This is a genomic window from Serratia sp. TSA_7, from assembly GCF_052692135.1.
Map to the genome: position 1 here is coordinate 228,350 of NZ_JBQZFU010000004.1, position 22,067 is coordinate 250,416.

At 56.6% G+C, this 22,067-nt stretch carries 24 protein-coding genes and 1 riboswitch; of the genes, 21 read left to right on the top strand and 3 right to left on the bottom strand.

Annotated elements, in window-relative coordinates; translation table 11 throughout:
- The first annotated feature begins 153 nt into the window (after window positions 1–153).
- The 5 genes from ACUTQW_RS16135 (at window position 154) to ACUTQW_RS16155 (ending at window position 4,193) form a co-directional block, all read left to right on the top strand.
- Window positions 154–894 (top strand): amino acid ABC transporter permease, encoded by a 741-nt coding sequence (locus ACUTQW_RS16135; protein ID WP_020438628.1) that lies wholly within the window; start codon window positions 154–156, stop codon window positions 892–894.
- Window positions 894–1,568: a glutamate/aspartate ABC transporter permease GltK gene (gene gltK, locus ACUTQW_RS16140; protein ID WP_004949616.1), complete on the top strand. Its 675-nt coding sequence runs from the start codon at window positions 894–896 to the stop codon at window positions 1,566–1,568. The genes ACUTQW_RS16135 and gltK overlap by 1 nt, the downstream gene beginning before the upstream one ends.
- Window positions 1,568–2,293 carry an amino acid ABC transporter ATP-binding protein gene (locus ACUTQW_RS16145; RefSeq protein ID WP_004949614.1) on the top strand — a complete coding sequence of 242 codons (726 nt, stop codon included), beginning with the start codon at window positions 1,568–1,570 and terminating at the stop codon, window positions 2,291–2,293. The genes gltK and ACUTQW_RS16145 overlap by 1 nt, the downstream gene beginning before the upstream one ends.
- 120 nt (window positions 2,294–2,413) lie before the next feature.
- On the top strand, window positions 2,414–3,346 hold the full coding sequence (rihA, locus tag ACUTQW_RS16150; protein WP_004949612.1) for a pyrimidine-specific ribonucleoside hydrolase RihA: 933 nt from the start codon (window positions 2,414–2,416) through the stop codon (window positions 3,344–3,346).
- Between the two features lie 148 nt (window positions 3,347–3,494).
- Complete coding sequence (locus tag ACUTQW_RS16155; protein ID WP_006324076.1) at window positions 3,495–4,193, top strand: FMN-dependent NADH-azoreductase; 699 nt, start codon at window positions 3,495–3,497, stop codon at window positions 4,191–4,193.
- Window positions 4,194–4,244: 51 nt separating this feature from the next.
- Here the strand turns inward: ACUTQW_RS16155 and ACUTQW_RS16160 are convergent, their stop codons facing one another.
- On the bottom strand, window positions 4,245–4,727 hold the full coding sequence (locus tag ACUTQW_RS16160) for a zinc ribbon-containing protein (RefSeq protein WP_004949608.1): 483 nt from the start codon (window positions 4,725–4,727) through the stop codon (window positions 4,245–4,247).
- Between the two features lie 266 nt (window positions 4,728–4,993).
- Here ACUTQW_RS16160 and leuS point away from each other — a divergent pair, with 266 nt between their 5' ends.
- The 13 genes from leuS (at window position 4,994) to lipA (ending at window position 18,553) form a co-directional block, all read left to right on the top strand.
- Complete coding sequence (gene leuS / locus ACUTQW_RS16165; protein WP_037430379.1) at window positions 4,994–7,576, top strand: leucine--tRNA ligase; 2,583 nt, start codon at window positions 4,994–4,996, stop codon at window positions 7,574–7,576.
- Between the two features lie 14 nt (window positions 7,577–7,590).
- The gene (lptE, locus tag ACUTQW_RS16170) at window positions 7,591–8,151 is read left to right on the top strand and encodes an LPS assembly lipoprotein LptE (RefSeq protein ID WP_004949605.1); all 561 of its coding nucleotides are present in this window, start codon (window positions 7,591–7,593) and stop codon (window positions 8,149–8,151) included.
- Window positions 8,148–9,182 (top strand): DNA polymerase III subunit delta, encoded by a 1,035-nt coding sequence (gene holA / locus ACUTQW_RS16175; RefSeq protein ID WP_004949603.1) that lies wholly within the window; start codon window positions 8,148–8,150, stop codon window positions 9,180–9,182. Before lptE ends, holA begins: the two co-directional genes overlap by 4 nt.
- Window positions 9,172–9,834 carry a nicotinate-nucleotide adenylyltransferase gene (nadD, locus tag ACUTQW_RS16180; RefSeq protein ID WP_004949600.1) on the top strand — a complete coding sequence of 221 codons (663 nt, stop codon included), beginning with the start codon at window positions 9,172–9,174 and terminating at the stop codon, window positions 9,832–9,834. The genes holA and nadD overlap by 11 nt, the downstream gene beginning before the upstream one ends.
- A 187-nt stretch (window positions 9,835–10,021) precedes the next feature.
- Entirely contained in the window at window positions 10,022–10,339 is a 318-nt protein-coding gene (gene rsfS, locus ACUTQW_RS16185) for a ribosome silencing factor (RefSeq protein ID WP_004949598.1), read from the top strand.
- A gap of 3 nt (window positions 10,340–10,342) precedes the next feature.
- The gene (gene rlmH / locus ACUTQW_RS16190; protein WP_004949595.1) at window positions 10,343–10,813 is read left to right on the top strand and encodes a 23S rRNA (pseudouridine(1915)-N(3))-methyltransferase RlmH; all 471 of its coding nucleotides are present in this window, start codon (window positions 10,343–10,345) and stop codon (window positions 10,811–10,813) included.
- 38 nt (window positions 10,814–10,851) lie between these two features.
- A complete protein-coding gene (gene mrdA / locus ACUTQW_RS16195; RefSeq protein WP_004949593.1) occupies window positions 10,852–12,747 on the top strand; it encodes a peptidoglycan DD-transpeptidase MrdA in 1,896 nt (631 codons plus the stop codon).
- Window positions 12,748–12,755: 8 nt separating this feature from the next.
- Window positions 12,756–13,868, top strand: a complete 1,113-nt coding sequence (mrdB, locus tag ACUTQW_RS16200; protein WP_006324073.1) for a peptidoglycan glycosyltransferase MrdB — start codon at window positions 12,756–12,758, stop codon at window positions 13,866–13,868.
- Between the two features lie 10 nt (window positions 13,869–13,878).
- A complete protein-coding gene (gene rlpA / locus ACUTQW_RS16205; protein ID WP_006324072.1) occupies window positions 13,879–14,964 on the top strand; it encodes an endolytic peptidoglycan transglycosylase RlpA in 1,086 nt (361 codons plus the stop codon).
- Between the two features lie 241 nt (window positions 14,965–15,205).
- Complete coding sequence (gene dacA, locus ACUTQW_RS16210; protein ID WP_006324071.1) at window positions 15,206–16,417, top strand: D-alanyl-D-alanine carboxypeptidase DacA; 1,212 nt, start codon at window positions 15,206–15,208, stop codon at window positions 16,415–16,417.
- Window positions 16,418–16,528: 111 nt separating this feature from the next.
- Complete coding sequence (gene ybeD / locus ACUTQW_RS16215) at window positions 16,529–16,792, top strand: DUF493 family protein YbeD (protein ID WP_004949579.1); 264 nt, start codon at window positions 16,529–16,531, stop codon at window positions 16,790–16,792.
- A gap of 134 nt (window positions 16,793–16,926) precedes the next feature.
- The gene (lipB, locus tag ACUTQW_RS16220; RefSeq protein WP_445654891.1) at window positions 16,927–17,595 is read left to right on the top strand and encodes a lipoyl(octanoyl) transferase LipB; all 669 of its coding nucleotides are present in this window, start codon (window positions 16,927–16,929) and stop codon (window positions 17,593–17,595) included.
- A complete protein-coding gene (gene lipA, locus ACUTQW_RS16225; RefSeq protein WP_004949576.1) occupies window positions 17,588–18,553 on the top strand; it encodes a lipoyl synthase in 966 nt (321 codons plus the stop codon). Before lipB ends, lipA begins: the two co-directional genes overlap by 8 nt.
- A gap of 95 nt (window positions 18,554–18,648) precedes the next feature.
- On the opposite strand, the gene tatA is transcribed toward lipA, so the two are convergent.
- Window positions 18,649–18,858, bottom strand: a complete 210-nt coding sequence (gene tatA / locus ACUTQW_RS16230; RefSeq protein WP_006324068.1) for a Sec-independent protein translocase subunit TatA — start codon at window positions 18,856–18,858, stop codon at window positions 18,649–18,651.
- Between the two features lie 219 nt (window positions 18,859–19,077).
- Here tatA and ACUTQW_RS16235 point away from each other — a divergent pair, with 219 nt between their 5' ends.
- Window positions 19,078–20,142, top strand: coding sequence for a diguanylate cyclase (locus tag ACUTQW_RS16235; protein ID WP_325987067.1), 1,065 nt, complete (start codon window positions 19,078–19,080; stop codon window positions 20,140–20,142).
- On the opposite strand, the gene ACUTQW_RS16240 is transcribed toward ACUTQW_RS16235, so the two are convergent.
- On the bottom strand, window positions 20,139–20,570 hold the full coding sequence (locus ACUTQW_RS16240) for a GNAT family N-acetyltransferase (protein WP_004949567.1): 432 nt from the start codon (window positions 20,568–20,570) through the stop codon (window positions 20,139–20,141). The genes ACUTQW_RS16235 and ACUTQW_RS16240 overlap by 4 nt on opposite strands.
- Window positions 20,571–20,651: 81 nt before the next feature.
- A riboswitch (Fluoride riboswitch) is annotated at window positions 20,652–20,714 on the top strand.
- Window positions 20,715–20,791: 77 nt separating this feature from the next.
- On the opposite strand from ACUTQW_RS16240, the gene crcB reads away from it, so the two are divergent.
- Window positions 20,792–21,175, top strand: coding sequence for a fluoride efflux transporter CrcB (gene crcB, locus ACUTQW_RS16245; protein WP_004949564.1), 384 nt, complete (start codon window positions 20,792–20,794; stop codon window positions 21,173–21,175).
- Between the two features lie 294 nt (window positions 21,176–21,469).
- On the top strand, window positions 21,470–22,066 hold the full coding sequence (locus ACUTQW_RS16250; RefSeq protein WP_037432366.1) for a TetR/AcrR family transcriptional regulator: 597 nt from the start codon (window positions 21,470–21,472) through the stop codon (window positions 22,064–22,066).
- The last annotated feature ends 1 nt before the right edge of the window (window position 22,067 follow it).

The following is a 22,067-nucleotide window of genomic DNA, read 5'->3' on the forward strand; positions in this document are numbered from 1 at the left end:
ACAGGAATGAGGGGGGCCGTTCCCCTCCCTCATTTTCCCCCGAACTCACAACCGATATCCGCGCACATAAGCCAGCCTGACTGGCCGCGATGCAATCGGCGCTGAATAGTCATCAATCTTTAGGCGCTCTGCGCCCGCTTAACGGAGTTTGTTATGTCAATAGATTGGAACTGGGGTATCTTCCTGCAGCAGGCCCCGTTTGGGAATACCACCTACCTCGGCTGGATTTGGTCCGGCTTCCAGGTCACGGTAGCCCTCTCCGTCTGTGCATGGATTATCGCTTTCTTTGTCGGTTCGCTGTTCGGTATTTTACGTACCGTGCCAAACCGTTTTCTTTCCGCTCTCGGCACCTGCTACGTCGAACTGTTCCGTAACGTGCCGCTGATTGTGCAATTCTTTACCTGGTATCTGGTGATGCCGGAGTTGCTGCCTGCCAATCTGGGCATGTGGTTCAAAACCGAACTCGATCCCAACGTCCAGTTCTTTATCTCCTCCATGCTGTGCCTCGGGCTGTTTACCGCCGCCCGCGTGTGCGAGCAGGTACGCGCCGCGATTCAGTCCCTGCCGCGTGGCCAACGCGCCGCCGGGCTGGCCATGGGCCTGACGCTGCCGCAAACCTATCGCTATGTGCTGTTACCGAACGCCTACCGGGTGATTGTGCCGCCGATGACCTCGGAAATGCTCAACCTGGTCAAAAACTCCGCCATCGCTTCAACCATTGGCCTGGTGGATATGGCGGCTCAGGCCGGTAAGCTGCTGGATTACTCCGCGCATGCCTATGAATCCTTTACCGCCATTACGCTAGCCTATATCGGCATCAACGCCGTGATCATGCTGTTTATGCGTCTGGTAGAGAAGAAAGTGCAGTTGCCTGGCAATATGGGGAGTAAATAATGTACGAATTTGACTGGGCATCCATTGTCCCAAGCTTCCCTTACCTGCTGCAAGGGTTGGTCATCACGCTGAAGATCACCGTGACCGCCATCGTTTTTGGCATCCTCTGGGGCACCATTCTGGCGGTCATGCGTCTGTCTCCAATCAAGCCTATCAGCTGGTTTGCCACACTCTACGTCAACCTGTTCCGTTCCGTGCCACTGGTGATGGTGCTGCTGTGGTTCTACCTGGTGGTTCCAAGCTTATTACAACAAGTTCTGGGGCTATCGCCGAAAACCGATATTCGCCTGATCTCGGCTATGGTAGCCTTTTCCCTGTTTGAAGCGGCCTATTACTCGGAAATTATCCGTGCCGGCATTATCAGTATTTCCCGCGGCCAATCTTCCGCCGCGCTGGCGCTGGGCATGACCCACTGGCAGTCGATGAAACTGGTGATCCTGCCGCAGGCGTTCCGCGCCATGGTTCCGCTGCTGCTGACTCAGGGCATCGTACTGTTCCAGGATACTTCGCTGGTCTACGTGCTGAGCCTGGCCGACTTCTTCCGTACCGCCTCAACCATCGGCGAGCGCGACGGCACACAGGTTGAAATGATCCTGTTCGCCGGTTTTGTCTATTTTGTTATCAGTCTCGCCGCCTCGGCGCTGGTAAGCTATTTGAAGAAAAGGACTGTTTGATGATATCCCTGAAAAATGTTTCTAAGTGGTACGGTCACTTTCAGGTTCTGACCGATTGCACCACCGAAGTGAAAAAAGGCGAGGTGGTGGTAGTCTGCGGTCCTTCAGGCTCGGGCAAATCCACCCTGATCAAAACCGTCAACGGTCTGGAGCCGATTCAGCAAGGCGATATCCTGGTGAATGGCACGGCCGTCAACAACAAGAACACCAACCTGGCGCAGTTGCGTTCCAAAGTGGGCATGGTGTTCCAGCACTTTGAGCTGTTCCCGCATCTGTCGATCATCGACAATCTGACGCTGGCGCAGGTAAAAGTCCTCAAGCGCGACAAGGACGCCTCACGCGAGAAGGGCCTTAAGCTGCTGGAGCGCGTGGGGCTTTCCGCCCATGCCAACAAGTTCCCTGGGCAACTTTCCGGCGGCCAGCAGCAGCGTGTGGCTATCGCCCGGGCGCTGTGCATGGACCCGATCGCCATGCTGTTCGATGAACCGACCTCCGCGCTTGATCCGGAAATGATCAACGAAGTGCTGGACGTCATGGTCGAGCTGGCGCAAGAAGGCATGACCATGATGGTGGTGACCCACGAAATGGGCTTTGCCCGTAAGGTGGCCCACCGGGTGATCTTTATGGACGAAGGCAAAATTGTCGAAGACCGCAACAAAGACGACTTCTTCAACAACCCGGAATCCGAACGCGCAAAAGACTTTCTGGCCAAGATACTGCATTAATTCATCGACACTATGCGCCCCGCCCGGGGCGCATTCTCCGCCCCTATCCCGGCACTAAAAGCGCTTGTTTCTCCCCTGTTTTGATCCGATGCTCGCTGGATAACAACAAAGGAGATAAACATGCCCCGCCCTATCATTATCGATTGCGACCCCGGCCTGGACGACGCCATTGCCCTTGCCATGGCGCTGCGCTCGCCGGAACTGGACATCAAGGCCATCACCACTTCCGCCGGCAACCAGACGCCGGAGAAAACCCTGCATAACGCGCTCGGTCTACTGACGCTGATGAAACGCGAAGATATTCCCGTCGCTGCCGGTGCCGCGGCACCGCTGATGCGCCCGCTGGTGATTGCCGATCATGTCCACGGCAAAACCGGTATGGGCAATACCCATCTGCCAACGCCAACGATAAAACCGGTCACGCAAACCGCCGTGGAACTGATCGCCGCCCTGCTGCGCACCAGCCCGCAACCGATCACTCTGGTGGTCACCGGCCCGATGACCAATATCGCCCTGTTACTGGTCCAGCATGCCGAGCTGAAAGGCAACATCGAGCGCATCGTATTTATGGGCGGCGGAATGAATGCCGGCAACGCCACGCCGGTGGCGGAATTCAATATCTTTGTCGATCCCGAAGCCGCAGAAATCGTGCTGAAGTCCGGCGTGCCGCTGACCATGGCCGGGTTGAACGTCACCCATCAGGCGCTGGTGCTGCCGCAGGATATCGAACGTATCCGCCAGGTTAACAATCCGGTGGCGCAAGCGGTTGCAGAGATGCTCGATTTCTATCTGCCGCTGTACCTCAGCCACCCACGCGGGTTGCCGGGCGCCGCGATGCACGATCCCTGCACCATCGCCTGGCTGCTGGCACCGCAGCTGTTTACCGGCATCGAACGCTGGGTCGGCGTGGAAACCCAAGGGGAATATACCCTTGGCATGACGGTAGTGGATAACTTCCAGCAGAGCGGTAAACCGGCCAACGTTGAAGTGCTGACCGGTATTGATCGCGAAGGATTTATCGAACTGCTGATTGAACGCGTGGCGCGTTACTGATTGGCCGGGGCGTTCACTGCGCCCCGGCACATTCAATTTTTTTGATTTAACACAGCGAATTTTTACGCTATCACTGGCTGCGGCTTGCCTCTAAGATGCCTTATACACCGCATCACTAACACCTTAGAGCAAGTCTGGAGATAGCCCAATGAGTCGTATACTGGTCCTGAAATCAAGTATTCTGGGCGATTATTCCCAGTCTGGAAAATTAGTCGATTTTTTTGTTGAACAGTGGCGAGAAGCACATCCGAATGACACATTTACCCTTCGCGATCTGGCCAACCCAACCCTGCCCGAGCTGGATGGTGAAGTGGTTGGCGGTTTTAACGCCGGTGATAACCCCTTGACGCAGCACCAAAAAGAGACGCTGGCGCTTTCCGACGAGCTGATTGCTGAATTGAAATCGCACGACACTGTCATCATCGGTGCCCCAATGTACAATTTCAATATTCCTACCCAGCTGAAAATTTATTTCGACCTGGTGGCACGCGCCGGCCAAACCTTCCGTTACACTTCTGAAGGCGCGGAAGGCCTGGTGACCGGGAAAAAAGCGATAGTGATCTCCAGCCGCGGCGGTATCCACGCCGATACGCCAACCGATCTGATCACCCCTTACCTGAAGCTGTTCCTCGGGTTTATCGGCATCACCGACGTAGAATTCGTACTGGCGGAAGGTTTTGCCTATGGGCCGGAAGTCGCTGAAAAAGCCGCGCAAGACAGCCGCATTGCCGTGACGCAAAAGGTGCCGGCCAGGGCGCAATTGGCCCCGGCAACCCAGCCTGCGGCGGTACAAGCCCCGGCGAGCGGCGGCTTTCTGAGTAATCTGATGAAAAAGCTCTTCGGCTGATCGTCTCCCCTCATCCTGATTTGCCAAGCAAGAAGGATGAGGGGGCAACACTCAAGGTTCGAAGGGCCGACGCTGGAACTGGTCATGGCCGCACTTAGGGCACAGCGGCAGCACTTCCGGCGTGTAAAACGCCAAATGATGGTGGCACTGCTCGCACACCAGATTGCCCAACCCTACCACCTCACCGCTGTGGTAGACGCCGTGATGGCTGACGTCTTTAAACACTTCCCGCCATTCCAACTGGGTTTTGTCCGTAATATCCGCCAGCTCTTGCCACAGGCTCTCCTTGATTACCCGCATAAAGACGCTGTCGGTAAACTCGCCTTTGCTTTCCTGGTAACTGCGGGCGAACTCTTCCAGGTCGCGCCGTACCGCCTGGATCACCTGCTCCACTTCGCCGCGCGTCAATTCACCCGCTTCGTTCAGCCGTTTTTCGGCACCGGCGACCAATTCGTCAATATCACGCTCTCCATTTTTCAGGCGTTCGGTCAGAGATGCCACCAATTCGCGGTAATACTGAGCAACCTTGTTCATATTCTCTCCTCGATGAACTTACGTGACAGGGCTTATCGCCTAAAACTATCTCTTATCATTTTAGTCGTAAATTGCTGATGTCACTTGGCAAGGCACGGGCTCCTCAAGATGTGAGTCATATCATGGCGGGGATTTTTTAAATGCGCCTAGTCGGGCGCTTGGTGTTGTTGCCGGGAGGTCTTATCAGCTATGCTATGCGGATCTATAAGTACTCAACAGAATGCTACGGATGTAGCTGTTTTACACCTACAGGACCACCAGCCGCCATGCAAGAGCAATACCGTCCAGAAGACATAGAATCGAACGTACAGCTTCACTGGCAAGAGAAGCAAACTTTCAAGGTTACCGAAGACGCAAGCAAGGAAAAGTACTACTGCCTATCCATGCTGCCCTACCCATCAGGCCGTCTGCACATGGGACACGTTCGTAACTACACTATCGGCGACGTGATCTCGCGCTATCAGCGCATGCTGGGCAAAAACGTGCTGCAGCCGATCGGCTGGGATGCGTTCGGCCTGCCGGCGGAAGGCGCGGCGGTTAAAAACAACACCGCACCGGCTCCGTGGACCTACGACAACATCGAATACATGAAGAACCAGTTGAAACTGCTGGGCTTCGGCTATGACTGGGATCGCGAGATCGCCACCTGCGATCCGGATTACTACCGTTGGGAACAGTGGTTCTTCACCAAGCTGTACGAAAAAGGCCTGGTCTACAAGAAAACCTCCGCCGTCAACTGGTGCCCGCACGATCTGACCGTGCTGGCCAACGAACAGGTTATCGACGGCTGCTGCTGGCGCTGCGACACCAAGGTAGAGCGTAAAGAGATCCCGCAGTGGTTCATCAAAATTACCGACTACGCCGATCAGTTGCTCAACGATCTGGATACGCTGGAAAGCTGGCCAGAGCAGGTGAAAACCATGCAGCGCAACTGGATTGGCCGCTCCGAAGGGGTGGACATCACCTTTGACGTGGCGGGCAGCGACGAGAAGCTGACCGTTTACACCACCCGTCCGGATACCTTCATGGGCGCCACCTATGTGGCCGTCGCGGCGGGCCACCCGCTGGCGCAACAGGGTGCGGTGAATAACCCGGCGCTGGCTGAATTTATCGAAGAGTGCCGCAATACCAAGGTGGCCGAAGCCGACATGGCGACGATGGAGAAGAAAGGCATGCCGACCGGCCTGTTCGCCATTCATCCGCTGTCCGGCGAGAAGGTGCCGGTTTGGGTTGCCAACTTCGTCTTGATGGAATACGGCACCGGTGCAGTGATGGCGGTTCCGGCTCACGACCAGCGCGACTGGGAGTTCGCCACCAAATATGGCCTGCCGATCAAACCGGTGGTGCTGGCGCTCGACGGCAGCCAGCCGGACGTACACGCCGAAGCGATGACCGAAAAAGGCACGCTGTTCAACTCCGGCGAGTTCGATGGCCTGGATCACGAAGCCGGTTTCAACGCCATTGCCGACAAACTGGTCGCCATGGGCGTGGGCCAACGCAAGGTCAACTACCGTCTGCGCGACTGGGGCGTGTCCCGTCAACGTTACTGGGGCGCACCGATCCCGATGGTGACGCTGGAAGACGGCACCGTAATGCCAACCCCGGAAGACCAACTGCCGGTGATCCTGCCGGAAGACGTGGTGATGGACGGCATTACCAGCCCAATCAAGGCCGATCCCGAGTGGGCGAAAACCACCGTTAACGGCCAACCGGCGCTGCGTGAAACCGACACCTTTGACACCTTTATGGAGTCCTCCTGGTACTACGCGCGCTACACCTGCCCGCAGTACGACCAGGGTATGCTGGATCCGGCCGCCGCCAACTACTGGCTGCCGGTCGATCAGTATGTCGGCGGTATCGAACACGCCATCATGCACCTGATGTATTTCCGCTTCTTCCACAAACTGCTGCGTGACGCAGGCCTGGTGGATTCGGACGAGCCGGCAAAACGCCTGCTGTGTCAGGGTATGGTGCTGGCGGATGCCTTCTATTACACCGGTAACAGCGGCGAGCGCGTCTGGGTTTCCCCGGTCGACGCCACCGTTGAACGCGACGACAAAGGCCGCATTGTTAAAGCCACCGATCCACAAGGCCGCGAACTGGTCTATGCTGGCATGAGCAAAATGTCGAAGTCGAAGAACAACGGCATCGATCCGCAGGTGATGGTCGAGAAATACGGCGCGGATACCGTGCGTCTGTTCATGATGTTCGCCTCGCCGGCAGAAATGACGCTGGAATGGCAGGAATCCGGTGTGGAAGGGGCAAACCGCTTCCTGAAACGCGTTTGGAAACTGGCCTACGAACACCTTGAGAAAGGCGCTGTCCAGCCGCTGAACGTCGCGGCGCTGAACGAAGATCAGAAAGCGCTGCGCCGTGATCTGCACAAAACCATCGCCAAAGTGACCGATGATATTGGCCGTCGTCAAACCTTCAACACCGCCATTGCGGCCGTGATGGAGCTGATGAACAAACTGGCCCGCGCACCGCAGGACAGCGAGCAGGATCGCGCTCTGCTGCAAGAAGCGTTGCTGTCCGTCGTTCGTATGCTGTATCCGTTTACCCCGCACGTTTGCTTCTCGCTGTGGCAGGCGTTGGGCGGCGAAGGCGATGTGGATACCGCAGCCTGGCCACAGGCTGACGAGCAGGCGATGGTCGAAGACTCCAAGCTGGTCGTGGTACAGGTAAACGGCAAAGTTCGCGCTAAAATCACCGTGGCAGCAGATGCAACCGAAGAGCAGGTACGTGCGCGTGCCGCCGAGGAACATCTGGTCGCCAAATATCTGGACGGGGTTACGGTTCGTAAAGTGATCTATGTTCCGGGCAAATTGCTTAACCTGGTTGTGGGTTAACACAAGGAGGAGTTGTGCGACATCGTATTCTGACGCTGTTGCTGGGGTTGGCGGTGCTGGTCACCGCCGGCTGCGGTTTTCACCTGCGTGGCACCACGCAGGTCCCCTCGGAAATGAAAACGCTGATACTGGACAGTGGGGATCCTTACGGTCCGCTGGCCCGCGCAGTGCGTGAGCAATTGCGTCTGAACGACGTGACTATCGTCAAAGATCCGAAACGTAAGGATATTCCTTCCCTGCGTCTCGTCGGTTCCAGCGAAAGCCAGGACACCGCCTCGATCTTCCGGGACGGCAAAACCGCTGAGTATCAGATGGTGCTGACCGTTCAAGCGCAGGTCCTGATCCCGGGTCATGATCTGTATCCGCTGAACGTGAAAGTCTTCCGTTCGTTCTTCGACAACCCGCTGACCGCACTGGCAAAAGACTCCGAACAGGACATTATTCGCCAGGAAATGCGTGAGCAGGCCGCCCAGCAACTGGTCCGCAAACTGTTGACGGTGCATGCGGCGGAAGAACAAACCCAGCAAAAAGCTGCCGCCGCCGGTGAAAAAGCGGAAAGTCTCTCAGCGCAATGATCCGTATTTATCCTGAACAACTTGCCGCGCAGCTCCGAGAGGGGCTGCGCGCTTGTTATTTATTGAGTGGCAATGAGCCGTTATTGCTGCAGGAAAGCCAGGATCTGATCCGGCAAGCCGCGCAACAACAGCAGTTCACCGAGCACTACAGCATTTCTCTCGACGCCCATACCGACTGGGACGCCATTTTCAGCATCTGCCAGGCCATGAGCCTGTTCGCCAGCCGCCAGACCCTGCTGCTTATCTTCCCGGATAACGGCCCGACGGCCCCGCTCGGCGAGCAACTGATCAAGCTGGCGGCGCTGCTGCATGACGACATTTTGCTGATGCTGCGCGGCCCTCGCCTGACCAAAGCGCAGGAAAACAGCGCCTGGTTCAAAGCGCTTAGCCCAAATGGCGCTTACGTCAGTTGCCAGACGCCGGAACAAGCGCAGTTACCCCGCTGGGTGGCACAGCGCGCCAAAACCATGAAGCTCGAGCTGGACGATGCGGCCAACCAGTTGCTGTGCTATTGCTACGAAGGCAACCTGCTGGCGCTGTCGCAGGCGCTGGAAAGGCTGTCACTGTTGCATCCGGACGGTAAGCTCACGCTGCCACGCGTTGAACTGGCGGTGAACGACGCCGCTCACTTTACGCCGTTTCATTGGCTGGACGCCCTGCTGGCGGGCAAAAGCAAACGCGCCTGGCACATTCTGCAGCAAATGCAGCAGGAAGATGTCGAACCGGTGATCCTGTTGCGCACCCTGCAACGCGAGCTGCTGCAACTGCTCAACCTGCAACGCCGCATGGCATCCGTGCCGCTGCGCACGCTGTTCGATCAGTACAAGGTCTGGCAAAACCGCCGTAACCTGGTGACGCAGGCCCTGCAGCGGCTGTCCGGCGCTCAATTGCAGCAGGCGGTCCATCTGTTGACGCAAATTGAGATCACCCTGAAGCAGGATTACGGTCAGTCGGTATGGCCGGAACTGGAAACCCTGTCTATGCTGCTGTGCGGCAAACCCCTGGCCACGAGTTTTTCAGATGCCCACTAATCCGCAAAGCGCGACAATCCTGCATGCCCTGTTCGGCGGCACCTTTGATCCTATCCATTACGGCCATTTGCGGCCGGTGGAAGCGCTGGCCGCAGAAGTCGGCCTGAACCAGGTCACGCTGCTGCCAAACCACGTCCCCCCGCACCGCCCGCAGCCGGAGGCCAATGCCCAACAGCGGCTGAAGATGGTTGAGCTGGCGATCGCCAATAACCCGCTGTTCGCCGTTGACGATCGTGAACTGCACCGCACCACGCCGTCCTATACCATTGAGACGCTGGAAACCCTTCGTAAAGAACGTGGCCCCGCGTTGCCATTGGCCTTTATTATTGGCCAGGATTCTCTGCTGACGCTGCACAAGTGGCACCGCTGGCAGGCATTGCTGGATGTCTGCCATCTGTTGGTGCTGGCCCGCCCTGGCTACAATGACCAAATGGATACGCCGGAACTGCAACAGTGGCTGGAGCGTCATCGGGTCACCGACGCCGCGCTGCTCAGCCAACGGCCGCAGGGACATATTTACCTGGCCGACACGCCGCTGTTGGAAATTTCCGCCACTGAAATCCGCCAGCGCCGCCATCAGGGCCTCAGTTGTGACGACCTGTTGCCGCGTTCGGTACAGCGCTATATCGAGTTACAGGGTTTATATCGCTAGCCGGAGTCGCGTGATATACTGCGCCGCTATTTTTCAGGTATTCGCTGAAAACCCCGGAAACCTTAGCTGCCGGGCAATTATCAGCTGGCTTTCAGCGGCATCCTGCCGACATTATCATTGATTCAGGCCGCATGCGGGCATTTGCCTGCCGCAGTCGAACAAACAGAACACACCCGAGGGGGAACCTTTGCAAGGTAAAGCGCTCCAAGATTTCGTCATCGATAAAATCGATGACCTGAAAGGCCAAGACATTATCGCTCTGGATGTACAGGGCAAATCCAGCATCACCGATTGCATGATCATCTGCACCGGGACCTCTACCCGCCACGTGATGTCGATCGCCAACCACGTAGTGCAGGAAGCCCGCTCCGCAGGGATGGAACTGTATGGCATGAAAGGTCAGGAAGCCTCCGACTGGGTCGTGGTCGATTTGGGCGATGTGATCGTACATATCATGCAGGAAGAAAGCCGTCAGCTGTATGAGCTGGAAAAACTCTGGAGCTAAGCGGTGAAACTGCAACTGGTAGCGGTCGGCACTAAGATGCCAGACTGGGTGCAGACCGGTTTTATGGATTATCTGCATCGTTTTCCGAAAGACATGCCGTTTGAGCTGACCGAAATCCCGGCAGGCAAGCGCGGCAAGAATGCCGACATCAAACGCATTCTGGAAAAGGAAGGCGAGCAGATGCTGGCTGCGGTGGGCAAAGGCAACCGCATTGTCACGCTGGATATCCCCGGTACGCCGTGGGAAACGCCGCAGTTGGCGCAACAGCTCGAACGCTGGAAGCAGGATGGCCGCAACGTCAGCCTGCTGATTGGCGGCCCGGAAGGGCTGGCACCGGCCTGCAAAGCCGCTGCCGAACAAAGCTGGTCGCTCTCGCCATTGACATTGCCGCATCCTTTAGTGCGCGTATTGGTGGCTGAAAGCCTCTATCGCGCCTGGAGTATTACAACAAATCATCCTTACCACCGGGAATAACCGGTGGTGACAGTGACAGAGTGAAATAAAGCAGCGGGATGAAAATAGAACGTAACCCTTTTCGCGACTATACGGCTGAATCTGCCCTGTTTGTACGCCGCGCCCTGGTGGCGTTTTTGGTCATTCTGGTGCTGAGCGGCACCCTGATCGCCAATCTGTATAATCTGCAAATTGTCCGCGTCGAGGATTACCGCACCCGTTCCAACGAAAACCGCATCAAGCTGGTGCCCATCGCCCCCAGCCGCGGCATTATTTACGATCGTAACGGCACCCCGCTGGCGCTCAACCGCACTATCTATCAGTTGGAGCTGATGCCGGAAAAGATCGACGATCTGAAAGCGACGCTGCAGGCGCTGCGCCCGGTGGTCGATCTGACCGACGACGACATCACCAACTTCGAGAAAGAGCGCAAACGCTCACGCCGTTTCGTCTCCATCCCGGTGAAAACCGCACTGAACGAAGTGCAGGTCGCCCGCTTTGCGGTCAATCAGTTCCGCTTCCCCGGCGTGGAAGTGAAAGGCTACCAGCGCCGCTATTATCCCTATGGTTCCGCCCTCACTCACGTCACCGGTTACGTCTCGAAGATCAACGATCGCGACGTCGAACGGTTGGACAAAGACGGTAAGCTGGCGAACTACGCCGCCACCCACGATATCGGCAAGCTGGGTATCGAGCGCTATTACGAAGACACCCTGCATGGCAAAACCGGCTACGAAGAGGTCGAGGTCAACAACCGCGGTCGGGTAATCCGTCAGTTGCACGAGCAGCCGCCTTCCGCCGGCCAGGACGTTTACCTGACGCTGGATCTCAACCTGCAACGCTATATCGAGCAATTGCTGGTGGGCAGCCGGGCGGCAGTGGTGGTGAGCGATCCGCGCACCGGCGGCATTCTGGCGATGGTCTCCAACCCCAGCTATGACCCGAACCTGTTCGTGGACGGCATCTCCAGCAAGGATTACCAGGGGCTGTTGAACGATCCTAACCGGCCACTGATCAACCGTGCCACGCAAGGGGTTTACCCGCCTGCCTCAACGGTGAAACCCTATATTTCCGTCTCGGCGCTCAGCGCCGGGGTGATCACCAAAAACACCATAGTGTTCGATCCCGGCTGGTGGCAGTTGCCCGGTTCGGAAAAACGCTTTCGCGACTGGAAAAAATGGGGCCACGGCCGCCTGAACGTCACCAAAGCGCTGGAAGAATCGGCAGATACCTTCTTCTATCAGGTGGCGTACGACATGGGCATCGATCGCCTGTCGACCTGGTTGACCAAGTTTGGCTACGGCCAGTACACCGGCATCGATCTTTCCGAAGAACGTTCCGGCCTGATGCCGACCCGCGACTGGAAATTCAAACGCTATAAAAAACCCTGGTATCAGGGCGACACCATTCCGGTGGGCATCGGCCAGGGCTACTGGACGGCAACGCCGATCCAGATGTCCAAGGCGCTGAATACCCTGATTAACGACGGCAACGTCAAAACGCCGCATCTGATGCAGAGCACCCGAATCAACGGTGCGCTGGTGCCGTTCCGTCAGGAAGAGAACACGCAGATCGGCGATATTCATTCCGGCTTCTGGGAAATTGCCAAAGACGGCATGTATGGTGTAGCCAACCGCCCTAACGGGACGGCGCGTAAGTACTTCGCGGATGCACCCTACAAAGCCGCGGCAAAATCGGGTACCGCACAGGTATTCGGCTACGAAACCTATAACGCCCACAAACTCGCAGAGCATCTGCGTGACCACAAACTGATGACCGCCTTTGCGCCGTACAACAACCCAACGGTGTCGGTCGCCATCATTTTGGAAAACGGCGGTTCCGGTCCGGCGGTCGGGACGATTACCCGTCAGATCCTCGACCATATCCTGCTGGGCGACAACAATACGCAATTACCCTCCGAGGCTCCACTGCCGCCTGGTGTAGAAGGTGATTAAGGTAGAACATGACTGAAAGCCAACAAAAAGGCTCGATCTGGACCAAAATCCATATCGACCCCACTTTCCTGTTATTCATTCTGGCTCTGCTGGTCTACAGCGCATTCGTGATGTGGAGCGCCAGCGGCCAGGATATCGGCATGATGGAACGCAAAATCGGCCAGATCGTCATGGGCCTGATCGTGATGGGCGTAATGGCTCAGATCCCGCCGCGGGTCTATGAAAGCTGGGCGCCCTATCTGTACATTTTCTGCGTGATCCTGCTGATCATGGTGGACGCGTTCGGGCAGATCAGTAAAGGGGCTCAGCGCTGGCTGGATCTCGGCTTTGTGCGCTTCCAGCCGTCAGAAATCGCTAAAATCGCCGTTCCGCTGATGGTTGCGCGCTTTATGAACCGCGACGTCTGCCCGCCTTCGCTGAAGAATACCGCCATTGCGCTGGTGCTGATTTTCCTGCCGACCCTGCTGGTTGCTGCGCAGCCGGACCTGGGCACGTCGATTCTTATCGCCGCCTCCGGTCTGTTCGTGCTGTTCCTGTCCGGCATGAGCTGGAAGCTGATCGCCGTTGCCGCCGTGATGCTGGCGGCCTTTATTCCCGTGCTGTGGTTCTTCCTGATGCACGGCTATCAACGCGACCGCGTCATGATGCTGCTCGATCCGGAAAGCGATCCGCTCGGTGCCGGCTACCATATTATTCAGTCGAAAATCGCCATAGGTTCCGGCGGCCTGTCCGGCAAGGGCTGGCTGCACGGCACCCAGTCGCAGCTGGAGTTCTTGCCGGAGCGCCATACCGACTTCATCTTCGCGGTATTGGCCGAAGAACTCGGGCTGATTGGGGTGCTGGTGCTGTTGGCGCTGTACCTGCTGGTGATTATCCGCGGGCTGATGATCGCCGCCAGGGCACAGACGACCTTCGGCCGCGTCATGGTCGGCGGCCTGATGCTGATTCTGTTCGTTTATGTGTTTGTTAACATTGGTATGGTCAGTGGCATTTTACCGGTAGTTGGCGTACCTTTGCCTCTGGTCAGTTACGGGGGTTCGGCGCTGATCGTACTTATGGCTGGGTTCGGCATTATCATGTCGATCCACACGCATCGGAAAATGCTGTCTAAAAGTTTATAAGAGGTGAGTAATGCGTAAGGAATGGCTTTGGGTCGGCGTAGTGGCTGTGTTGCTTTCCGCCTGTACCTCCCCGACCACGGAACAGCAGGCGCCGCCGCAGCAGCCGTATAACGGGCCGGTGGTGGAAATCGGCGGCGTTGAGCCTCAATATGAACCCTATAACCCTGGCACCCTGCAGGATTATAAGGTTAATGGCGATACTTACCGCATCGTGAAGGACCCGCAGAATTTCTCGCAGACCGGTCTGGCCAGCTCCTATGGCGAAGAAGCCCGGGGCAACACCACCGCGCTGGGCGAGCAGTTCGATCCTAACGGCCTCACCGCCGCGCACCCCACGCTGCCGATCCCAAGCTACGTGCGCGTGACCAACCTCGCCAACGGCCGTCAACTGGTGGTGCGCGTGAACGATCGCGGGCCTTACACCAATGGCCGCATTATCGATCTGTCGAAAGCCGTTGCCGACCGTCTGAACCTGTCCAACAACACCAAGGTTAAAGTTGATTTCATCAACGTGGCGCCGGATGGCACCCTGAGCGGCCCCGGCACCATAGGGACAATCGTCGCCAAACAAAGCTACGCCCTGCCGTCGCGCCCCGATCTTGGCTCGAGCAGCATGGGAACTCCCGTGCAGCAGGAAGCCCCCATCGCCAGCGGTGCCGCAGTACGTCCAATAGATAACAGCAGCCTGGACACCGGTGACAGCAACGCCCCAGCCGCCGCAGCCGGCAGCAGCCGCACCGGCTTCCTCGGCGCACCAAGCCAGGTTCCCGCCGGCGTGTTGGAAGGTTCAGAACCTGAACCGGCCGTCGCCGCCGCCATTGCAGCCCCCGTCGCCGCCACCGCAGCCGTTGCTGCCGGAGCCTCTTCCGCCGGGAGCTATGTCGTCCAGGTTGGTGCACTCAGCAGCGCTGAACGCGCACAAACCTGGCAACAGAGCCTGAGCCGGCAATTTGGCGTGCCAGGCAAGGTTGCGGCCAGCGGCGGTGTCTACCGCGTACAGTTAGGCCCGTTCAACGATCGCCAGCAGGCGGCACAGTTGCAACAGCGCCTGGCCGCGGAAGCGCAACAACAATCTTTTGTCACTGCCGCACCCTAAACAAAGATACCCGATCAATTTCAAGCTGCAGCCGACACTGCTGCAGCTTGAAAGGTCAAAAGCATGAAGCCCCGGCGGGCGATCGCGACTGATAAGCGTTTCTCTAGCTGAAACATTTTCTTTCAGCAAAATGCCGGTAAAGCGCTATTAGTCAGATGAATGGATAATGCCTGCCGGAATCTCATCTGTTATAGTGTGGCTCGTTTTTAACTTTACCCTCATGGATGTTGTCCTCTCGATCATGAAACAAGTAACTTCTTTTCGCTTAATCAAGAGCATAGCGCTCGGCTCCGTTATCGCGATGAGTGCAGCTTCCGTTGCGCAAGCCGATGACGTTAATATCAAAACCATGATCCCAGGAGTGCCGCAAATCGATGCGGAAGCCTACGTCCTGATTGATTACAACTCCGGTAAAGTTTTGGCGGAAATGAATGCCGACGCGCGCCGCGATCCGGCCAGCCTGACAAAAATGATGACCAGCTACGTCATCGGCCAGGCGCTGAAAGCGGGTAAAATCGGCCCGGAAGACATGGTTACCGTGGGACAAGATGCCTGGGCGACCGGCAACCCGGTATTCAAAGGTTCTTCGCTGATGTTCCTGAAGCCAGGCGATCGCGTGCCGGTTTCCAAACTGACCCGCGGCATCAACCTGCAATCCGGTAACGACGCCTGCGTGGCGATGGCCGATTACGTGGCCGGCAGCCAGGACGCATTCGTTAACCTGATGAACACCTACGTCAGCAAGCTGGGCCTGCAAAACACCCACTTCCAGACGGTACACGGCCTCGACGCACAGGGCCAGTACAGCTCGGCGCGCGATATGGCGTTGATCGGCCAGGCGCTGATCCGCGACGTGCCGGACGAATACGCGATTTATAAAGAAAAAGAGTTCACCTTCAACAATATCCGTCAGATGAACCGTAACGGTCTGTTGTGGGACACCAGCCTGAACGTGGACGGCATCAAAACCGGCCATACCGATGCGGCAGGCTACAACCTGGTGGCTTCCGCCACCGAAGGCCAGATGCGCCTGATCTCTGCGGTACTGGGCGGTCGGACTTATAAAGGCCGTGAAACCGAAAGCAAGAAACTGCTGACCTGGGGCTTCCGCTTCTTCGAAACCGTTGCACCGCTGAAAGTGGGCAAAGAGTTTGCGTCTGAACCGGTCTGGTTCGGCGATTCGGATCGCGTTGAGTTGGGCGTGGACAAAGACGTCTACCTGACCATCCCACGCGGCCGGATGAAAGATCTCAAAGCCAGCTACGTGCTGAACACACCGGAGATTCATGCGCCACTGGCTAAAAACCAGGTTGTCGGCAGCATCAACTTCCAGTTGGATGGCAAAACCATCGATCAGCGCCCTCTGGTGGTAATGAACGAAGTGAAAGAAGGCGGTTTCTTCAGCCGCATCGTGGATTATATCAAACTGATGTTCCACCACTGGTTCGGTTAACAGTTGAAACGGGCAAAATTGCCCTCATATACTGATTAACATTAACTCCCGCTCCGGCGGGAGTTATAATTTATAGATTCGCTATGTTGATAGCAGCACTCTGGAGCGCACATGAAAACTAAACTGAACGAACTGCTCGAATTCCCTTGCTCGTTTACCTACAAGGTAATGGGCCTGGCACAACCTGAGCTGGTGGACCAGGTGGTTGAAGTGGTGCAGCGCCATGCTCCCGGGGATTACAACCCTGAAGTTAAACCGAGCAGCAAAGGCAATTACCACTCCGTTTCCATCACCATCAACGCCACCCATATCGACCAGGTTGAGACGTTATATGATGAATTGGGCAACATTGAAATTGTCCGCATGGTGCTGTAATTCCAGCACAAAACCCTGCTAACCAACCCGGGCCAGAGGATCGTCTGCCCGGGTTGCGCATTTTTGGTCAGCTAAATGCTGGTCGCCGGCCAGAGCGCCCGGTATAATGGCATTACCACTTCTGTAACCTGACGATGACTCTTTTGCAACCAGACAAGATCATTTTGCGTCAGCTGGGGTTGCAGCCCTACGAGCCTGTATCCCAAGCCATGCACAACTTCACCGATCGCAGAACCGATACCACGCCCGATGAGCTGTGGTTGGTTCAGCATCAGCCCGTGTTTACCCAGGGCCAGGCCGGTAAAGCGGAGCATCTGTTAATGCCGGGTGATATTCCGGTGGTCCAGAGCGATCGCGGCGGCCAGGTGACCTATCACGGTCCAGGGCAGCAGGTGATGTACGTGATGATCGATCTGAAACGCAACAAGGTTGGCGTTCGCCAACTGGTCACGGCTATCGAAGATACCGTTATTAATACCCTCGCCCACTTTCATATCGAATCGCGCGCCCGCCCGGATGCGCCCGGTGTTTACGTGGGGGAGCAAAAAATCTGTTCGTTGGGTTTGCGGATCCGCAAAGGCAGTTCATTCCACGGCCTGGCGCTGAATGTTGCCATGGATCTCACTCCCTTCCAACGTATCAACCCTTGCGGTTACGCCGGCATGCAAATGGCGCAGGTCAGCGCGCTGGCGCCCGGCGTAGGCATAGAAGACGTACACCCAATCCTGGTACAGGAATTTGTTCATTTACTCGGCTACCCGAAGGTCGAGCTTCGTAACTGGAACCTGCACGATTATGAGTAAACCAATTCAGATGGAACGCGGCGTTAAATACCGCGATGCAGACAAAATGGCGTTGATCCCGGTTAAAACGGTGGTCACCGAACGGCAGGAGCTGTTACGTAAACCCGAGTGGATGAAGATCAAACTCCCTGCCGACTCTACACGCATTCAGGGCATTAAAGCCGCCATGCGTAAAAACGGTCTGCATTCGGTGTGCGAAGAAGCTTCCTGCCCGAACCTGTCTGAATGCTTTAACCACGGCACCGCCACCTTTATGATCCTGGGCGCTATCTGTACCCGCCGTTGCCCGTTCTGCGACGTGGCCCACGGCCGCCCGGTGGCCCCGGATGCCAACGAACCGGAGAAACTGGCTCAGACCATCGCCGACATGGGCCTGCGCTATGTGGTGATCACCTCGGTTGACCGCGACGATCTGCGTGACGGCGGTGCTCAGCACTTTGCCGACTGTATCGCCGCCATTCGCGTGAAAAACCCGACCATCAAAATTGAAACGCTGGTGCCGGATTTCCGTGGCCGTATGGATCGCGCACTGGAAATTCTGACAGCGACGCCGCCGGACGTGTTCAACCACAATCTGGAAAACGTGCCGCGCGTCTACCGCCAGGTTCGTCCGGGCGCCAACTACGAATGGTCGTTGAAGCTGCTTGAGCGGTTCAAAGAAGCGCACCCGCACATCCCAACCAAATCCGGTCTGATGGTCGGCCTGGGGGAAACCAATGCGGAAATCGTTGAAGTCATGCGCGACCTGCGTCGCCACGGCGTCACCATGCTGACCCTGGGCCAATACCTGCAGCCAAGCCGCCATCACCTGCCGGTACAGCGCTATGTCAGCCCGGCCGAGTTCGATGAAATGAAAGAAGAAGCGATGGCGATGGGCTTTACCCACGCGGCCTGCGGCCCGTTTGTCCGTTCCTCCTACCATGCCGATTTGCAGGCAAAAGGAATGGAAGTGAAATAAGCGCGGTAACAATTTGTTACGCTTAAGCTTGCGGAAACGCCAAAAAACGGATGTCCTTGCGGCATCCGTTTTTTATTGCCAAACAGAAAACGTGATTACACGTCTTTCTTTTCGACGCTCTGCGGATTGGATTGGCTTTCTGCCGTATTTGCCGGCGGCGGAGTCGTGTCGTCGCCCACGGCCTTTTTAAAGCCCTTCAGCGCAGCGCCCAGATCGGCACCCAGGGTGCGCAGTTTGCTGGTACCGAACAGCAAGATGATCAACACCGCAATCACCAGAAGTTTGGTAATACTGATACCTTCCATACTCACCTTCTTATTCATATAGCGCTGCAGAGGCAGCGAAAAAACAAACCTTGCCTGTGGCTATTTACCTACTTTCGCCAAGCCAAGACAACAGCAACATGTAACAGAGTGAGATCCCTGCGCCGAGACTTCTTTTAAATGCATTGCACATTAATCAGACTATTCTGAGTTTATACGCTGCATGATACGCTGTCGTTACGCCTATCAGGGAGTCGCAGGATGTACACTGCACCATCAGTTATCGATACCAGACGATCCGGCCTCAGCTTTGCCAGACGTACCTATCTGCCACGCATCGTCGGGCTGGGGATTGGTTTTCTGTGCGTATTTTCGGTGCTCCATTCCCAGCCGTCGGCCCCCTGGGTGTGGGGGCTGCTGATTTTTCACGGTTTTATTTGGCCGCATATCGCCTACCAATGGGCGCGTCGCTCCGCCACGCCCTTCAAGGCGGAAACCCGCAACCTGCTGATCGATTCGTTTTTTGGCGGTCTGTGGGCAGCGATGATGGCCTTCAATGCATTGCCGTCGGTGGTCATTCTGTCGATGATGGGCATGAACAATATTGCCGCCGCCGGCAAGACGCTGTTCTTTAAAGGGCTGGTGGCACAGCTGGCCGGCGCCCTGACGGTCAGTGCTCTGTTGGGTTTTCCCTTCCAGCCACAGAGCACGCCGCTACAGATCTACCTCTGCCTGCCGATGATCTATCTCTACCCGGCCCTGTTGGGGTTAGTCACCTACCGCACCGCCAAGCGGTTGGCGCAGAAAAAACAGGAGCTGCTGCGCATCAGCATGCGTGACGGCCTGACCGGGTTGTACAATCGCCGCCATTGGGAACATTTGCTGCATCACCAATTCGACAGCTGCCGCCGTTACCAACACACTGCGACCCTGATCCTGATGGATGTCGATCGTTTTAAAACCATCAATGACACCTTCGGCCATGCGCTGGGTGACGAGGCGCTGGCGGTGCTGGCGGAAGAGCTGTTAATCGGCCTGCGTGCCGTGGATATTGTCGGGCGTTATGGCGGGGACGAATTTGGCGCAGTACTGCCGAACACCAGTGCCGAACAGGCCAGCATTGCGCTGCAGCGCATTCAGGAACGATTGAACGACATTATTTTTCGTGAAGCGCCGCAACTGCGGCTGAACATCAGCGCCGGCATAGCCGATTATCACGGCGATATGGGCGGCTATCTGGACTGGCTGAAAGCGGCCGACAACGCGTTGTACCGGGCAAAAAACAATGGCCGCAACCGCCTTGAGCTGGCGGTGCCCGGCAACTAACTTAATAACTTGGCAAAGTATTTAGGGACCTCGAAAAAGCCCTCCCGCTGATAGAAAGCGTGGGCCCATTCACGGCGGCTGTGACAATGCACTTCAAGTCGGTCACAGCCGCGCCGGCGGGCCAATGCTTCGCCCTCAGCCAGCAATAACTGACCGACGCCCAGGCCACGCGCATGGCTATCAACGCAAAAATAGCTGATACGGCAAATATCTCCGGCCAACGCCAACTGCGGCAAGAAATGCAGCGACAAAACCCCCAGCACCTCATTATCGTCATCGTCGGCCGCGACCAGCAACGCTTCATCGGGATGCGCCAATAGCTGCGCCAGGCGCGCGTCAATAAATGCCTCTGTTCCGGCGTAATCCAGTGCAGCCATTAACGCCACTATGGCTTTTTTATCTGCCGGCACCGCTGTTCTCACTTTCATTTCGATTGCCCCTGTCGTCACAGATACTACAAAATAAGCGGCGCCGGGTGTAAGATCCAGCCTGCGCGGCAAAAAGCGGCGCCGAACAACGGAGATGACATTCCTCCATAACCGCCTTCACAGGCTGATGATGTCTACGTAACCTCTCAAAGGGGTGCGTAGCGTTGCGCCAGCCCCTTTCTGAGCCTTGGTTTTCCCTTTTAGTGAAAGGTATTTCAACCATGTTGAGTTCTTTACTGGCAGTCTTTATTGGCGGTGGTGTCGGCAGCGTGCTGCGTTGGGTTATCAGCATGAAGATGAACCCGCTTAACGCGCATATCCCTTTGGGCACATTGGCGGTGAACCTGGTGGGCGGTTTTATCATCGGGTTGGCCATCGCCACCTTTACCCGCATGACGCACCTGGATCCCACCTGGAAATTGCTGATTACCACCGGCTTCTGCGGCGGGTTAACCACCTTCTCCACGTTTTCTCTGGAGGTGGTGTACTTGCTGCAGGATGGCCGTTTTGCCTGGGCGCTGGCCAATATGCTGCTCAATCTGGCCGGCTCCCTGGCGATGACCTTGCTGGCGTTTATGCTGGTCATCTGGGTTAACGGGCAGTAGCTGATTTCGGTCTCTTAATGTTTCCTTAATCAGCCATGCGCATAATCTCATCCAGTGTCCCAAACTGGATGAGAACCAAAATGTTTAGCCTGCCCAAAACCGCCGCTGAAGTGACCGCTACCCTGCTGTGCCTGCTGATTGTCGCCGCTTTCATCAAGGTCTATCTGTTCGCCTGACGCTACGCCCCCGCAGGATCCTCCCTTTATAGTTCCCCTGCTGCCGTTCTTGCATTACAATTGAGAATGAACGTTCGCACCCAGAATGCGAACCCCTCTCTTGGCAAAGGATCGGGAAATGATATCCACCAGCGACAGCAGGCAAGCCAAAGCGCAAGCCCGCCGCGATCAAATCGTCGAGGCGGCGAAAGTCTGTTTTCGTCGGCATGGTTTTCACGCCGCCAGCATGGCGGAAATCGCCCAGGCTTCACAGCTCAGCGTCGGTCAAATCTACCGTTATTTCGCCAATAAAGACGCGATCATCGAAGAAATCGTCAACCGTATTATCGCCAGTAAAATGCAGCGCCTGGAGGATCTTGGCGATCACATTAACCTGATCGCCAGCACCCTGTCGGCGCGCACGCTGTTCCAACAACCCGGTGAAAACGAAACTGACCATATGCTGATGCTGGAAGTCACCGCCGAAGCCACGCGCAACCCGGTGGTGGCGAAAATGCTCAGCGACGCGGAAACGCGGTTGTTCCATCACGTCTGCCAAAACCTGCAGCGGATGTACCCGTATTTCACCGAACAGGAAATCGCCGCACGGGTGGAATTTGTCGCCGTCTTAAGCGAAGGCACAGGTTATCGCATCCTTACCACGCAAAAAGCCGATGTCAGCTTGCTGAACGGCCTGTATCAACAAGCTATCTCTCACCTATTCAGGAAACCCTAAT